The organism is Pontibacter burrus (assembly GCF_010686685.1).
Taxonomy (GTDB): domain Bacteria; phylum Bacteroidota; class Bacteroidia; order Cytophagales; family Hymenobacteraceae; genus Pontibacter; species Pontibacter burrus.
The window spans coordinates 39,368-55,392 of sequence record NZ_JAAGWD010000002.1; the positions used below are offsets into that span (position 1 = coordinate 39,368).

15 protein-coding genes are annotated in these 16,025 nt (G+C 46.8%); 11 read left to right on the plus strand and 4 right to left on the minus strand.

Annotated elements, in window-relative coordinates:
- Positions 1-26 precede the first annotated feature (26 nt).
- Positions 27-959 carry a 1,4-dihydroxy-2-naphthoate polyprenyltransferase gene (locus tag GXP69_RS04875; protein ID WP_163913037.1) on the plus strand — a complete coding sequence of 311 codons (933 nt, stop codon included), beginning with the start codon at positions 27-29 and terminating at the stop codon, positions 957-959.
- Between the two features lie 85 nt (positions 960-1,044).
- Here GXP69_RS04875 and GXP69_RS04880 read toward each other — a convergent pair whose 3' ends face one another.
- From GXP69_RS04880 to GXP69_RS04890, 3 genes are all read right to left on the minus strand, one after another.
- Positions 1,045-1,575, minus strand: coding sequence for a GNAT family N-acetyltransferase (locus GXP69_RS04880; RefSeq protein ID WP_204281928.1), 531 nt, complete (start codon positions 1,573-1,575; stop codon positions 1,045-1,047).
- A gap of 53 nt (positions 1,576-1,628) precedes the next feature.
- The gene (locus GXP69_RS04885) at positions 1,629-3,293 is read right to left on the minus strand and encodes a S41 family peptidase (RefSeq protein WP_163913039.1); all 1,665 of its coding nucleotides are present in this window, start codon (positions 3,291-3,293) and stop codon (positions 1,629-1,631) included.
- Positions 3,294-3,433: 140 nt separating this feature from the next.
- The gene (locus GXP69_RS04890) at positions 3,434-4,042 is read right to left on the minus strand and encodes a tetratricopeptide repeat protein (protein WP_163913041.1); all 609 of its coding nucleotides are present in this window, start codon (positions 4,040-4,042) and stop codon (positions 3,434-3,436) included.
- A 199-nt stretch (positions 4,043-4,241) separates the two neighbouring features.
- Between GXP69_RS04890 and lpdA the strand changes: the two genes are divergently transcribed.
- Together lpdA and GXP69_RS04900 are read left to right on the plus strand one after the other, a co-directional pair.
- Positions 4,242-5,636 carry a dihydrolipoyl dehydrogenase gene (lpdA, locus tag GXP69_RS04895; protein ID WP_163913042.1) on the plus strand — a complete coding sequence of 465 codons (1,395 nt, stop codon included), beginning with the start codon at positions 4,242-4,244 and terminating at the stop codon, positions 5,634-5,636.
- A gap of 135 nt (positions 5,637-5,771) precedes the next feature.
- Positions 5,772-6,530, plus strand: a complete 759-nt coding sequence (locus GXP69_RS04900) for a DUF3108 domain-containing protein (protein WP_163913044.1) — start codon at positions 5,772-5,774, stop codon at positions 6,528-6,530.
- Between the two features lie 66 nt (positions 6,531-6,596).
- On the opposite strand, the gene GXP69_RS04905 is transcribed toward GXP69_RS04900, so the two are convergent.
- Positions 6,597-6,872: a glycine zipper domain-containing protein gene (locus GXP69_RS04905; RefSeq protein ID WP_163913046.1), complete on the minus strand. Its 276-nt coding sequence runs from the start codon at positions 6,870-6,872 to the stop codon at positions 6,597-6,599.
- A gap of 916 nt (positions 6,873-7,788) precedes the next feature.
- Here GXP69_RS04905 and GXP69_RS04910 point away from each other — a divergent pair.
- The 8 genes from GXP69_RS04910 (at position 7,789) to GXP69_RS04945 (ending at position 16,022) form a co-directional block, all read left to right on the plus strand.
- Positions 7,789-8,316, plus strand: a complete 528-nt coding sequence (locus tag GXP69_RS04910) for a GNAT family N-acetyltransferase (protein WP_163913048.1) — start codon at positions 7,789-7,791, stop codon at positions 8,314-8,316.
- Positions 8,317-8,346: 30 nt separating this feature from the next.
- Positions 8,347-9,195, plus strand: coding sequence for an AraC family transcriptional regulator (locus GXP69_RS04915; RefSeq protein WP_163913050.1), 849 nt, complete (start codon positions 8,347-8,349; stop codon positions 9,193-9,195).
- Between the two features lie 108 nt (positions 9,196-9,303).
- Positions 9,304-9,948, plus strand: coding sequence for an NAD(P)-dependent oxidoreductase (locus GXP69_RS04920; protein ID WP_163913052.1), 645 nt, complete (start codon positions 9,304-9,306; stop codon positions 9,946-9,948).
- Between the two features lie 94 nt (positions 9,949-10,042).
- The gene (locus GXP69_RS04925) at positions 10,043-11,266 is read left to right on the plus strand and encodes a multidrug effflux MFS transporter (protein WP_163913053.1); all 1,224 of its coding nucleotides are present in this window, start codon (positions 10,043-10,045) and stop codon (positions 11,264-11,266) included.
- Between the two features lie 263 nt (positions 11,267-11,529).
- Positions 11,530-12,642 (plus strand): fatty acid desaturase family protein, encoded by a 1,113-nt coding sequence (locus GXP69_RS04930; RefSeq protein WP_163913055.1) that lies wholly within the window; start codon positions 11,530-11,532, stop codon positions 12,640-12,642.
- Between the two features lie 224 nt (positions 12,643-12,866).
- Positions 12,867-13,985: a fatty acid desaturase family protein gene (locus GXP69_RS04935; RefSeq protein WP_163913057.1), complete on the plus strand. Its 1,119-nt coding sequence runs from the start codon at positions 12,867-12,869 to the stop codon at positions 13,983-13,985.
- A 284-nt stretch (positions 13,986-14,269) separates the two neighbouring features.
- Complete coding sequence (locus GXP69_RS04940) at positions 14,270-15,271, plus strand: alpha/beta fold hydrolase (RefSeq protein ID WP_163913059.1); 1,002 nt, start codon at positions 14,270-14,272, stop codon at positions 15,269-15,271.
- A gap of 4 nt (positions 15,272-15,275) precedes the next feature.
- Entirely contained in the window at positions 15,276-16,022 is a 747-nt protein-coding gene (locus GXP69_RS04945; RefSeq protein ID WP_163913061.1) for a class I SAM-dependent methyltransferase, read from the plus strand.
- Positions 16,023-16,025 lie beyond the last annotated feature (3 nt).

Genomic DNA, 16,025 nt, shown 5'->3' on the forward strand with positions numbered 1-16,025 from the left:
GTTGCGACGGTAACTAATACATTAATTTGAATACAACAGAACATACTTCCCGAAATCCAGGCCTGGTAAAGGTCTGGATTTCTGCTTTTAGGCCACGTACCTTGCCACTAGCGCTCAGCTGCATTGGTATGGGCGGTTTTATGGCCGCTGCTAATGGTGTTTTTAACGGAGCTATAGTTGCGCTTTGCGTCCTTACCACACTCTTCCTACAAATACTATCCAACCTGGCCAACGACTACGGCGACTCCAAACACGGGGCAGATAGTGTTCACCGCGAAGGGCCGTCAAGAGCAGTGCAGGCAGGACATATTACGGCGGAGCATATGAAGAAAGGAATGATCGTGTTCAGTCTGCTGTCGCTGGTATCGGGATTGGCGCTGCTTTGGGTGGCTTTTGGAAGTGAAGGGATGCTGCTGGCACTGTTGTTTTTAGGTTTAGGTCTGGCGTCTATCTGGGCCGCAATTAACTATACAGCTGGCTCTAACCCGTATGGTTATGCTGGCCTGGGCGATGTGTTTGTATTCATCTTTTTCGGGTTGGTAGGTGTGCTGGGCACGTATTTTTTGCAGGCGCAAACTATGGAAACTATCGTTATCCTTCCGGCTATAGTTTGTGGCTTCTTTGCTACGGCAGTACTCAACGTGAACAACATCCGCGATATTAACTCTGATGTGCTGGCAGGCAAATATTCTATTCCGGTCAGGCTAGGACCAAAGCGGGCACGCGTTTACCATGTGTTCTTGCTGACGGCTGGCCCACTCAGCGCATTTGCCTATGTGGCGCTTAACTTCTATAGTTGGTGGCAGTTGCTGTTTATAGTGGCGCTGCCGCTTGTTATAGTGAATGGTGTAAACGTGTGGCGCAAGCAGACATCCAAAGAACTCGACCCTTATTTAAAGCAGATGGCGATTACTACGTTGCTGTTTGTGCTGCTTTTCGGGATAGGGCAGGTGTTGTAGAAAATATAGTTGAAGAAAGAAAAAGCCCCTGTAACATTGTAGTTGCAGGGGCTTTTATAGTTAATGTGGCCGATGTTGCAGTAGCTTATTCAAAGAATTCCTTCGGATATTCAACCGTTCCGGTTACTCCATTCAACGCATTTTCAGCTAGCGGAAGAATCATGCAGTTCTCTTTCGGAGCATCAAAAGGCAGATTAATGTTATATCTCCCTGTCAGCTCGTAGCCAAATCTGGGATAATAGTTTTCGTGGCCTAACAGCACGATAGAACTATAGCTTAGCGCTTTTGCAATGCTGTGAGCTTCCCGGATCAGTTGCGAACCAATTCCTTTCCCCTGAAATTCTGGTTTTACAGAAACCGGTGCCAGCGCCAACGACGGAAACCTGTTCTCTCCGTTTACAATCGAAATCCGGGTCAGTAAAATATGACCAACGATAGCATCATCAACTACTGCAACAAGTGACAGTTCAGGTATAAAAGCATCAGATTTTCTCAGGCGTTCAACCAGAAGGTGTTCCCGGTGATCAGAATATTCTTCGTCTCTGAATGCTTCTTCAATTACCTCAGAAACGGCTGTGTAATCTTTAGGCTCTTCCTGCCTGATCGTGATTTTCATAGTTGATTAATTGCGCAGCGCACTGTTGAATAACTCTGGGTAGTTGTACGGAATTATTTGCCCAATTCTATAAACTCAATCGCTCTTTCCAGAATCTCGTCTTTGCCGTCCCGGATGCCTGCTATAGTTGGTTTCACTTCTATATCCGGTACTATGCCAATACGTTGGGTTTCGCGGCCATCGGGGTAGTACACACCCAAACCCGACATGCTGGCCCGGAATCCGCCGGGGAAGTAAATATAGGTAACGTTGCCATCGGCGCCGGCGGTCTGGCTTCCGATAACAGTCGCATTAGGTGCTAATTGAAAGATCATTGTTCCGAACTCGCCCGCGCTCATGGTGCCCTCATTAATTAGAATTATAACTTTGCCTTTGTAATGATTTTTGTTGTTGCGTTTGCCGTAATGCTGGATTGAAGTCCGGAAAACGCCCGGATATTTCAGGTCAGGGTAAGGCATCACAGCACTGGCATTTACATCTGCTAAAAGCTGTTTCGATAATGCGCTTAGCGTCGGTTTCGGATATTCGCGCATGTCCACGATCAGGGCTTTCGTGTTTTTCAGGTCCTTCATCGCGGGCTTAACTTCCTTTCTCTCGAGCTTGCCCATCTGCAGGTAGCCAATTCCGGGAGTCAGCATTTTCCAGTTGGGGCCAGCTATAGTTTCGGACTGTGGGCCAAACCTGCTGAAGGCGTATCTTCGGATCTGCCGGTCGTGCTCTTTCCCATTTTTTTCTATAGTTATAATTACCGTTGGCTCATCGCCATTCAGCAAATAATAACTGGCCCTGCTTGCCTTATAGTTATAGTTGGAGCCACTTATGTAAGGCAGCTTTTCTTCCAGCACTTCACTTACCGGTCGGCCATTTATTTTCGTGATCACATCGCCAATGTTCATGCTGTCTGCCTTTGCAAAGCCTTCGTTGTAAAAGCCTGATACCACCACTATACCGTCGATGATCTTATACTTAAAAGGTGCAAAGAAACTGCCGAAATACTGGCGGGTATAGTCTGTAGTAAAGAAGTTGTGGCCGTCGTTGATGCTATTGCTGAGCTCTAACATAGCCAGGTGATATTCCAGTGGGTTTGCTGCCTCCCGGAACTTCGGAAGCATAATGGTCAGCACACCGTCCCACGGCACATCAGTAGCATATTTGTAAGGAAAGAAATAGTTGATGATGTTCCAGTGGCGGAAGAGCCCTAGCAAACGATATTCTTCTGATGGAAGCGCTTCCAGGTGTTCGTACTTCTGCTCGGTAAATTCTGCCTGGGTTTTGAATATCTTGTAAGGATACCGCACGTAGGCATTCTTGCCCTGGTTGCGGTTTTCTCTAATGTAGTGAAGGCGCTCACTCAGCTCCAGAGAAAGAGTTGTAGAATCGTAAATCCAGTCCAGTGTGAGGTTACGGGTATAGCTTTCCGGTATATCGTTCTTACAGCTTTTGCAGGCTTTTACAGGGCCCAGTTTATCCAGCCAGTTCAGGTATAATTGGTTTAGCTCCTGTTGGTTTTTAGTAGCTTTCACTTCCGCAATTTTCTGCATCAGTTCCGTATCCCAGTCCAGTTTTCCTTTTGCTACTTCGGGGTGGTAATACTTCAGAAATCCCCACACTTTGGCCAGGCTTTCCAGTTTCTGGTTTTCGGTGAGCGAAGGAGTAGTAGCAGCGCTTGTGTAAAACGCACAAAAGAGCAGCAGAGTGAGAAAGACTGATTGTTTCATAGCAAGTAAAGGCTGTTGTATATCAGACAAAACGTAATATAGCGTTTGTTTAATATAAGCTTGCCTGAATTTATATAAAAACAAAACCCCGGATACTTTCTGAAGTGGCCGGGGTTTATAGTTTATGCTTTTGCAATAGTTTACTTACAGAACTTCTTCAAATACTGGTCGGCTTCTCTTACACCCAGTTGTTTGGCTTTGGTCCAGTCGGCGCAGGCACCGGCTTTGTCGTTGAGGTTGTATTTGGGTGCGCCGCGGTTGTAATAAGCTTCTTCGTAGCGTGTGTGCAGGGTCAGTGCTTTGTCGTAGTCGGTAATGGCGCCACTATAGTCTTTCAGGGCGTAACGTACCAACCCGCGGTTGTTGTAGGCTTTGGCATCTTTCGGATCAAGCTCAATGCCTTTGTTATAGTCCAGCAGGGCGCTGCGGTAATCTTTCAGGTTATATTTAGATAGGCCACGGCTCAGGTAAGCATCCGTATACTTCGGATTGAGAGTTATGGCCTGTGTAAAATCTTCTATGGCACCACGGTAATCCTGCAGGCGGTCTTTGGCTACGCCACGGTTCGCGAAAGTTACGGCATGTTTGGGCTCCAGCTTCAGTACTTCGTTATAGTCCTTTATGGCATCGGCGTACTTGCCGGCTTTAAATTTCTCGTTGCCGCTTATAAAGTAATCTTTCGCCGATTTCTGAGCGAGGGCAGTAAACGAGATGAGGACAGTAAGTATAAAAGGTAAAATTATTCTCATGCAATAGGGCAATAGGTTAAAAAATCAGCACAAAGAACAGCAGTAATAGCTTCTTTTAAAAGTAAATAGCCGTTTTTGTGCGTGTTTGCCGGCATCGTACAACGTGGTTCGGGCTAATGTGCCAAACTACACCCGTATAGTGGTTTTGCTAAGTAAGTATTTCCGATTAATTTTGCTCATCATTTAATAAAGAGAAACTATGGCATCAAAATACGATTTAGTAGTGCTTGGCAGTGGCCCGGGCGGTTATGTAGCAGCTATCCGTGCATCGCAACTGGGTATGAAGGTAGGCGTGATCGAGCGCGAGTCGCTGGGTGGTATCTGCCTTAACTGGGGTTGTATTCCAACAAAAGCCCTGCTAAAGAGCGCAAACGTTTTTGAATATATCAACCATGCCGCTGATTATGGTATCAACATCGGCGAAGCATCTGTAGATTTTAATGCAGTTGTAAAGCGCAGCCGCGGTGTTGCCGATGGCATGAGCAAAGGCATCCAGTTCCTGTTCCGCAAAAACAAGATCGATGCGATAATGGGTAACGGTAAAATTGTAGCCAAAGGCAAAGTAGAGGTTACTGACGCTGAAGGCAAAACATCTACTGTAGAAGCTGATAACATCATCATCGCTACAGGTGCCCGTTCACGCGAGCTGCCTAACCTGCCGATCGATGGTAAAAAGATCATCGGTTACCGCCAGGCAATGGCTCTGGATAAGAAGCCAGAGAGCATGGTAGTAGTTGGTTCCGGTGCTATCGGGGTGGAGTTTGCTTACTTCTACAACGCAATGGGTACGAAAGTAACTATCGTAGAGTACATGCCGAACATCGTTCCTGTTGAGGACGAAGAGGTATCACGTCAGCTGTCGAAATCTTTCCGCAAGTCAGGCATCAACATCATGACTGATTCTTCTGTGGAACATGTAGATACAAACGGCGATCTGTGCAAGGTAACGGTTAAAACAGCTAAAGGCGAAGAAATCCTGGAAGCAGAAGTAGTGCTTTCAGCAGTTGGTATCCAGACAAACCTGGAGAACATCGGCCTGGAAGAGCTGGGCATTAAAGTTGACCGCGGCAGAGTGATTGTGGATGAGTACTACAAAACTAACGTAGACGGTATCTACGCGATCGGTGACATAGTTCCTGGCCCGGCGCTGGCGCACGTGGCATCTGCTGAAGGTATTATCTGCGTGGAGAAAATTGCAGGTCATAACCCTGAGCCACTGAACTATGGCAACATACCAGGCTGTACGTACTGCTCTCCTGAGATCGCTTCGGTTGGTCTGACTGAGAAAGCAGCACGCGAGCAGGGCATCGAGATAAAAGTAGGTAAATTCCCGTTCTCGGCATCTGGTAAGGCAAGCGCTGCCGGCGCGAAAGATGGCTTTGTAAAAGTTATCTTCGATGCCAAGTACGGCGAGTTCCTGGGCGCGCACATTATCGGTGCTAACGTTACTGAGATGATCGCTGAAGTTGTAGTTGCCCGCAAACTGGAAACTACCGGCCACGAGATCATCAAGTCGGTACACCCGCACCCAACCATGAGCGAAGCCATTATGGAAGCTGCCGCTGCCGCATACGACGAAGTAATTCACCTGTAAGTATACATCTAGCGATATTTAAAAAGGGTTGGTCGAGTTTTCGGCCAGCCCTTTTTTATTGCTTTTATACTTGCTTACTTTGCAAACTATAGTTTAAACATCGAACTATAGTTTACACTTTCCAACCCTATAACTATGAAGAAATTACTATTATTGATGCTTTGCGGCATCATGTTCACCTCTGCGTATGCCCAGACCGACACCGTGCGGGTAACCGGCAAACACATCAACACCAAACACCTGAAGCCGGGCATACGCCAGTACCTGGTAACTATAAGCAACCCCAGAAACCCGAAGGTGCTGACCAAGAGTCTGTGGAACCGGGATATCCGTTTTGAGCAGGTACAGGGCAAAGAGCGCCTGGTGATCCGGCAGAACTGGATCGGGACCGATACGCTGAGCAACCGAACGATTGAGTCTGTGTTGGAAAAGGATTTCAGCCCGGTTTACCATACCAGCACTTCGGCAAGAGGCACGGCCGCCTTTAACTTTTACCCGGACAAAATTACGGCTGCCGATACTGCCAGAACCAACCCGTGGCGCAACTTTGCAATGCCTTTACCAGAGCCAACCTATAACTGGGAGCTGGATCTGGAATTTTTCGAGAGCCTACCGCTCAAGCCCAATACTGTTTTCCTGATTAATTTTTACCACCCGGGAAGCAAAACGGCACCGCAGTACTATGCCTATAAAGTGACCGGCTCCGAGAAACTATCAACTATAAACAACCAAACTATAGATTGCTGGCTGCTCCGGATAGATTATAGTCCTGAGAACTATGGCATATTCTGGATCACCAAAAAATCGCATGAAGTGCTGAAGATGGAGGAAAAGTTTAATGGAATTACCCGCTACAAAGTAAAGCTCGGAACTATAGCCGGAAAGTACATTTAAGCTAAAAAGGCTGGTCAGAAAATCCGATCAGCCTTTTCACTTTTAAAGCGGAGTATAAACTATAGTTTATCGCTGGTCGCTTTTCTCCTTGTCGCGGTACTGTTCGTAGCGCTTGCGGTCTTTCTTTTTGTCTTTTTTACGGCCAATGGCACCACCGGCTACCGTACCAGCAGCAGCTCCAACTACGGCTCCTTCTGTACCGCCAACTACGGCACCTGCAGCAGCACCTGTGGCACCACCTACAGCAGCACCTTTTGCTTTGCGGCTCCAGCCTTCACCAGTACAACTACCTAGTAGCAATACAGTGATCAATAATGGTATGAATCTGTGAAATAGTCTCATAGCTTTATAAATTTACTGTACCATTTTACGATGGTTGAGTTTGCTGGTTTTGTTTGCTATCGTTTATTAGTCAGTGTTTTGTAGTGAGGATTATAGATATGGTATTTGGATTACAGTACAATTATGAAGTTCAGGTTATAGTATAAACTATAGTTTGCCTTTATACTTGCAGCAAAGTGCCGTACTTTTGCTATAGTTGATGTATAGTTCTATTGTTTCTGAATGCATTTGTCTGAATCAGGATTTACAGGATTGATTTAGATTTTCGGGATTCCGGTTTTTGCTATAGTTAAGTCAAAGTTCTATAGTTAATGTTAATCATCCTCCTGCCCCCTTCAAAGGGGGACATTCTGCGGTTGCAAATGAACAGCTATAGTTCTATAGTTTACCATATTGAGCGGACAGGTCGCGACCTGTCCCTACGGAACTTCAGGCACGAGAAAGGTCGAAGCTTATCGATTCAAACTATAGACAAACAGTAGCTATCGAGTGATCACAGTCTTTGGGTTGAGCGCCTTTGACTTGTTGCGGTGCCGCAGCCAATCCGACGCAGGAGGAGAGCAAGAAGGCAGCAGCGCGATGCCCGAAGACGAGGCCTCGAGGCCGTGAGCGCACCAAAGCAAGAGATGAAACGATAGGCTGGTAGAGCTCCCAGGATAAAAGGCAACTATAGCACAAACTGCTTAGTACAGGTTGAAACTATAGTTGGCTATAGAACTAAGGCTACTTGTAGAACTATAGCCAAAGCAATTGGTATACCTGTCCTTTCAGGCCAGTTGAGTCAGAAGACTCAACCCCATAGTTAGACACGAGCGAGGACGCTCGCCAGCAAAAGTAACTATAGCCAACTATAAGATGTCTCGGCTAACGCTCGACATGACAATTAAGATACTATAAAACATATAAATACCTTCTTATGCCAACCGTCTCCATTGTACCAATAACCGTTGCCAACCTACATACCCTACAAGACATTGCCCTCAATGCTTACGGCGACCATTACCTGCATTTATGGAACGACGGCGGCGCCTGGTATATAGAGCGCTGCTTCAGCGATGCCGCACTTAAAGCGGAACTGGAAGATGCCAATGCCGCTTTTTTCCTGATTTATGCCAAGGAAGAACTGGTAGGTTTCCTGAAGCTGAACATCGACAAAGCGCTGGATAACTATAGTTCGGAAGAGGCACTGGAGCTGGAACGTATTTACCTGACCAAAGTCGCATCAGGCAAAGGAGTAGGAAAACAGGTCATGCGCTTTACCGAGCAGTTTGCAAAAGAACGAAACAAGCGTGTGATCTGGCTGAAGGCTATGGACAGCAGCCACGAGGCCATTCGGTTTTATGAGCAGAACGGCTATAACCTTTGCGGTACTTACAGGTTAGATTTTGAAGCCATGAAACCCGAATACCACGGCATGGTAGTCATGAGAAAGGAACTGAAGTAAACTATAGCTGCCCATTCCGTAAGCAGAACCATGCAACCTGAGCGCACAAAACCACGAGCACCTGAGCTACCCGAAGCCGATTTCCAGATCTGGCACCGGGAAGTGCCGGCCACCGAAGAGCCACAGGATCGGCGCGCACACCGGCATGCGTTTCAGGAGATCATTTTTATAGAGCAAGGCAGCGCCAGACATACCATCGATACGGAGCACGACGAACTACAAGGGCCGTTTGTTGCGCTTATTGCGCAGGGCAAAGTGCATCGCTTCATTCCCAAGCCCTGGACCAAACTATACGTGCTGCGCTTTACAAATGAGTTTCTGCCACGCCCCGTTGAAGGGCTTTTTAGTCAGGTAGTAGACTTTACATCGTTGGCGGTCTATACGCCGGAGCTGCACTATAAGATCAAAAGCCTGTTCGACCTGATGCACCAGGAGTACCAGCTTGCCGAACCGAACAAAGTTTACATTCGCCATCTGCTTTCTGCCTTGCTCTCTGTGCTGCGCGAAGAACAGCAGAAACGAACTTCCGGAGACACGACAGCAGGCGATACCAACTATAGCACGTTCAGCAAGTTTCTGGCTTTGTTAGATACTGAGTTTACCCGCCACCGCTCCGTAGAATATTACGCCGACCAACTTAACATCACCACCAAAAAACTAGGCGAGCTCAGCAAAGCTATCACCGGCGATACGCCATCCCGCATCATCGAAAAACGCGTGATATTGGCCGCAAAACGTTTCCTGATCTATACTACTGATTCAGTTCAGGAAATTGCCTATACCTTAGGGTACACCGATCACTCACATTTTACACGCGCTTTCAGAAGAATGGAAGGGATTACCCCGACCACTTTCCGGGCCCAGTACCGATTAGCATAAAGCGACCAGCCAAAGTCGGAAAATGGCCACCACGCTGGACCGTTACTTGCGTATCTTTGTAACGTGATCAGTTGTATACTTAAGGTAGCAACTATAAATTCAAGAACTATGAAAATAGCCATAATTGGAGCCAGCGGCAATGTTGGCAGCCGCATTACCCACGAAGCCCTGAGTCGTGGACATGAAGTGACCGCCATTGTACGCGACCCATCTAAGCTTACCTTAGAGAACGAAAGCCTGGTGGTGACGAAAGGCAATGCGCTGGATACTGATGACCTGGCTGCTAAAATAGAAGGCCATGATGCGGTGGTGGTATCTTATAGTTCGGGCTGGGGACCTGGAGTAGATTACTCGCTCCATAACAGCGTGGCAGAATCGGTGATAAAAGCTGCTAAAAAGGCCGGCGTAAAACGCGTGTTGAACGTTGGCGGTGCCGGCAGTTTGTATGTTGCCCCTGGCGTGCAGGCTGTTGATACGTCCGAGTTCCCGGCTGACTGGAAAGAGGGTGCATCGGCGCAGCGCGACTCGCTAAAGATTTACCAACAGGAAAAAGAACTGGAGTGGACTTTCTTCAGCCCGGCATTTATGATCGGGCCGGGCGAGCGCACCGGTAAGTTTCGCCTGGGCACCGACAACCCGGTAATGAACGAAAAAGGCGAAAGCAACATTTCTTACGAAGATTATGCCGTGGCTGCGATCGACGAACTCGAAAAGCCGCAGTTTATTCGTCAGCGCTTTACCATCGGGTACTAACCCATTTAAATATTTCTGAAAGCGCAGGCCTGGCCATAGTTTGCCTGGTTTGCGCTTTCCTTTATTTCCGGCTTCGGCCGTTTTATTTTTTTACATGGATAAGAAACAATACAGAAAGATTATTTTGGTACTAGGTGCTTTATCAGCACTGGGTCCGTTTGCGATAGATATGTATCTGCCGGGCTTTCCGGCCATTGCCAAAGACCTGAACACCGACATTGCCCACGTAGGTTTATCACTTACAAGTTACTTTATAGGTATAGCGGCCGGTCAGCTGATTTATGGTCCGTTGGTAGATAGATTTGGGCGTAAAAAGCCGTTGATCATTGGCCTGAGCCTGTTTGTGCTTGCTGCGTTGGGTTGTGCCTTGGTACCAACCGTAGAATGGCTGATCGGCTTACGTTTGCTACTGGCGTTGGGTGGTTGTGTGGGTATGGTAGCGAGCCGTGCCATGGTGCGCGACCTGTTTCCGCTGAAAGATATTCCGAACGTGTTTTCAACCCTGATGCTGGTTATGGGCGTGGCGCCGATCATTGCGCCAACTATAGGTGGTTACGTAACAGCGCACCTGGGCTGGCAATTCATATTTGTGGTGCTGGCGGCTATTGCGGCATCCGTGCTGTTGGCTGTAGTTAAACTATTACCCGAAAGTAAAGGACCGGATACCTCTATCTCGCTGAAGCCACAATTTATACTCCGTGATTTTGCCAACGTGCTGAAGGAGCCTACCTTCCTGACCTATGCCATTTCTGGTAGTTTGGCAGCGGCGGGTATGTTTGCCTATATTTCGGGATCGCCGTTTGTGTTTATGGAGCACTTTGGCCTGACTGACACGCAATACGGTATTGCCTTTGCTATGAACGCCGCCGGTTACATTATCGGTAGCCAGTTTAACAGATTGCTGCTTCGCCGCAATACCAGTAAGCAGATTACGCTTAAAGTTGGCTTTATACAGTTTGCGGCGGCTATGGCGCTGGTGTTCGGTGCCTACACAGGCACGTTAACCGCTTTCAGTACTTTGGCCTTGCTGTTCACGTTTATGTTCAGCTTAGGTATCATCAATCCAAATGCTTCGGCTTTGGCGCTGATGCCATTTACAAAAAATGCGGGTAGCGCTTCGGCTATCTTAGGTAGTTTGCAGATGGGTACGGGTGCATTGGCTTCGGCATTGGTAAGCTTTTTCCATAACCGCTCCATGCTGCCCATGACAGGCGTAATGGCTACACTAACTACACTTAGTTTGCTGATTCTTATAGTTGCCAGGCGCAACAAGCGCAAAGCTTTGGCTGCCGAATTATGTGAAGTAAAAGTGCGTTAACTATAGTATAAAACCCAGTGCCCGCCAAAAGGGTGCTGAACTATAAAAGGTGAGATCAGGTTATAAATCTGTAGTCAATTTGCGCTACAGTCACCGGATCTCACCTTTTATAGTTATCTTGTTGGCTATATCAGATAGTAGACTTTTCAAAATACCTACTATTCTGCTATTTTAGAGAGTACTTATATATTGTTACTCCGCAATTCACCCCTTGAGTTTCTGATTCGTTGTGTGAGTTTCGAATTCACACCCTAACAGATTACATGAAGTTAAAAGGCAAAGTAAAATTCGTAAATAAAGACAAGAACCTGTTTTTCCCGACGCTCCGCAAACGTGTAGATGCGTACTTCTCCGAAAAGAACATTCCGACTACTGCCAACACAACCATGAAAGTGAAAAGTGTGGTGATGCTGCTGCTTTATTTCTTGCCGTTCGTGGTGCTGCTCGTTTTTCAGCCGACCTACCCGCTTAGTTTACTGCTATGGTTTATGATGGGCTTGGGTATAGCGGGTATAGGCATGAGCGTGATGCACGATGCCAACCATGGGGCTTTTTCCAAAAGCAGGCGTGTAAACGACCTGATGGGCTATACCTTAAATTTTGTGGGTGGCTCCGCTTTTAACTGGAAACTACAGCACAACATTCTGCACCATACTTATACCAATGTAGTAGAGCTCGACGAAGATATACAGGACAGGCTGGTGCTGCGTTTCAACCCTCATTCCAAAGTAAAGGTCTTTCATAAAATACAGTGGGTTTACGCTTTTGTGTTTTATGGTTTACTTACACTTTACTGGGTAGTAGCAAAAGACTTTGTGCAATACGCGCTCTTCAAAAAGACCAGGGTAAACACCAATACACCTGCCGAGAATAGAACATGGTTTGCCAAACTGGTAGCTATGAAAGTGCTGTATTTTTTTATCATTCTCGGGGTGCCAACACTGTTCTTCGGGATTCCGTTTTTACAGGTGCTGCTTGGCTTTTTGCTAATGCACTTTGTAGCGGGTATCGTCCTGACAGTTGTGTTCCAGTTGGCGCACACCGTAGAAGGTACAAGCCACCCGAGGCCGGACGAGCATGGTATTATTGATAACGACTGGGCCATTCATCAAATGAACACGACGGTTAACTTCTCCCGCAACAACAAGATTTTGTCGTGGTATGTGGGTGGCCTGAACTTCCAGATTGAACACCACCTTTTTCCGCGCGTGTGCCATGTGCACTATCCGGCCATTGCTGATATTGTGAAAGAAACGGCAACCGAATTTGGAATACCTTACCTGGAAAATGAAACATTTGGACAAGCGGTGCGCTCGCATATTGCCACACTGCACCGCTTCGGAAGGTTGCCGGGTTTGAACGAGGCAATCGGCTAAAATATCAAATAAATCCTGAAAGCTTATAGTGTCCCGTTTCCACACTATATTTGCATCCCGATCGCGTAAATCTGTGCTTATAGTATCATCCGGAAGTTTCTGTTAAGAGAAGAAGTTAGGTGTATAACCAGTTTTAGCTAAGCTGTTGTAAACACGGTTACATGCTAAGTCGTAAAAACAGCTTTTTGGAGTGCGCGTAATTTTTAGATTATCAAGTAGATTAAATGAAGCTTAAAGGCAAAGTAAAATTCGTTAACAAAGACAAAAGTCTGTTTTTCCCGACGCTCCGCAAACGTGTGGACGCTTATTTTTCAGAGAATAAATTGCCTAAATACGGTAACTCCAGCATCCTGGTAAAGAGCATAATATTGCTCCTGATCTATGTGGTGCCTTTTGTGGTCCTGCTCACCTTTACGCCGCATGTGGCCATCAGCCTGGTGCTGTGGGCGGTGATGGGTTTCGGTGCGGCCGGCGTAGCCATGAGTGTGATGCATGATGCCAATCACGGTGCTTTTTCGAAGAGCAAAACCATAAACTACCTGATGGCGCACTCCGTGAATTTGTTAGGAGCTTCTGCTTTCAACTGGAGACTGCAACATAACATCCTGCACCATACTTATACCAATGTGGTGGAGATGGACGAAGATATCGACGATATGGTCGTGCTACGTTTTTCTCCTCATACAAAAGTGAAATTCATCCATAAACTACAGTGGGCCTACGCTTTGTTTTTCTACGGCTTGCTCACACTTTACTGGGTGATTCTAAAAGATTTTATACAGTTCTTTAAGTACATCAAGAGTGGGGTAAACGCCAGCTCCAAATCAGAAAATACGGTTGCCTTTGTTAAGATTGTAGCCTTTAAAGTGCTTTATTTCTTCTCGATTCTGGTAGCTCCAACGCTTATTTTCGGTATACCTTTCTGGGAGGTGTTGCTCGGCTTTTTAATGTTGCACTTCGTAGCAGGCATGATCCTGTCCACAGTGTTCCAGTTAGCGCACACCGTGGAAGGCACTACCTTTCCGTTGCCGAATGAGACGGGCATTATTGAGAATGACTGGGCAATCCATCAACTGAGCACTACCGCTAACTTTGCCCGCAAGAGCAAGTTGTTATCATGGTACGTAGGCGGGCTGAATTTCCAGATCGAGCACCATTTATTCCCGCGCATTAGTCACGTGCATTACCCGGCTCTGGCTGAGATTGTGAAGCAAACGGCTGCAGAATTTAACCTCACGTATATCGAAAGCAAAACCTTCCTACAGGCAGTGCGCTCGCATTTGAACACGCTGCACCGCTTTGGTAGATTACAACTACCAAACCTGAATGAAGTAATGGCTTAAAAATCTGAAACTATAGTTTGAAAAAACGCCCAATCTGGTAAAGCAGGTTGGGCGTTTTTTGTCCGAATCAGGATCAACTGTAGACCTCGTAGTGTGCGCAGCTCATACGAGCGTCTTTGCTACGAAGCAGCCAGACACTCACAGGTTTTGAAAACATTGTGAGGTCTTAATGTCCTTTGATTATAGTTCAGACGATTTCGAACAAATCACGAAATTTATAGTTTAGGCAGCACATACACTCCATCATCCGGAATCGTATAGTTTATATCACAACTTCATCACAAATGAGAAAAGCTACCTTACTTTTACTTGCTCTGTTATTGCTACAACTACCAACTATAGCCCAGCAACAGAATCTTAAAAACCTGGACATCAACCTGGAGAACTATAAATACCCGTACCCTGTGCAGTACCTCCCGCTGACCATACAAAAGCAGCAACTGCGGATGGCTTACATGGATGTGAAACCAACGAAGGCGAACGGTAAAACTGTTATGCTGCTGCATGGCAAAAACTTTAACGGGGCTTACTGGAAACAAACCGCTGACGCACTTTCTAAAGCGGGTTACCGTGTTATTATCCCTGATCAGATCGGATTTGGCAAGAGCTCGAAACCGGAGCATTTGCAGTATACTTTCCAGTTGCTGGCCCAGAACACAAAGGCTATATTGGATACACTCAACATTAAAAAAGTAGCAGTTCTGGGGCACTCGATGGGTGGTATGGTGGCTACGCGTTTCGCACTGATGTACCCGGACATGACGGAGAAACTGATACTGGCTAACCCGATTGGCCTGGAAGACTGGAAGCGAAAAGCACCTTACCAGAGCGTAGACCAGGCGTACAAAGGCGAACTGCAACAGACCTACGACAAGATTAAAAAGTACCAGTTGGAAAACTATTATGGCGGCAACTGGAAACCTGAGTACGACGAGTGGGCTGAACTGCTGGCCGGTTGGACCATAAATGAAAACTACCCGATTATTGCCTGGAATGCAGCGCTTACATTCGACATGATCTTTACGCAGCCGGTGCTATATGAATTCGACCAACTGAAAATGCCAACCTTGCTTATCATCGGACAGCGCGACCGTACAGCATTAGGCAAAAACCTGGCTCCGAAAGAAGTAGCTGCAACGATGGGTAATTACCCGCAACTAGGCAAAGACACCGCTAAAAAGATAAAGAACAGCACCCTGGTTGAGCTGGAGGGAGTAGGGCATATGCCGCACATCGAGGCTTTTGATAGGTTTATAAATCCGTTGTTGTCATTCCTTAAAAAATAGGCCTATGAAAAAAGCAAAAGATAATTTCTCAACCCAGGCAGGTCTGTATGCGAAGTTCCGGCCTGTGTACCCCGATGCCTTATATGATTTTATCTTTAGCCTGAAGCCACATTATGCCAATGCCTGGGATTGCGGAACCGGCAACGGTCAGGTGGCAGCCAAACTGTCTGAGCGCTGCCACCTGGTCTATGCTACAGATATCAGTCAGCAGCAACTTGACAACGCCGTAAAAAAAGGCAACATCCATTACCTGCAAACCCGCGCCGAAGCCACCAATCTGCCGGATAGCAGCATCGACCTGGTAACAGTGGCTCAGGCCATTCATTGGTTCGATTTTGATGCCTTTTACCGCGAAGTGTACCGCATTACCAAACCTAGTGCAGTGGTAGTTGTGTGGTGCTATAACCTGCCACGCATTGCTCCGGAAATAGATGCTATCCTGGATGATTTTTACAACAATACCCTTGACGGCTATTGGGATATTGAACGCAACTACATCGACGAAAACTATAGCACTATACCGTTCCCTTTTGAAGAAATAGAAAACAAGCCGGAGTTTACCATAGATACTACCTGGGCGCTGGAGCAACTGATCGGTTATCTGAATTCTTGGTCTGCAGTGCAGCATTTTATAGAGAAGAACGGTAACTCGCCGGTACCGCAATTAGCCGAAAAATTCAGGAGGGTATGGCCGGAGAATGCGACGCTTAAAGTGCAGTTCCCGATAGCTATGCGTATTGGTACCACTTAAGTT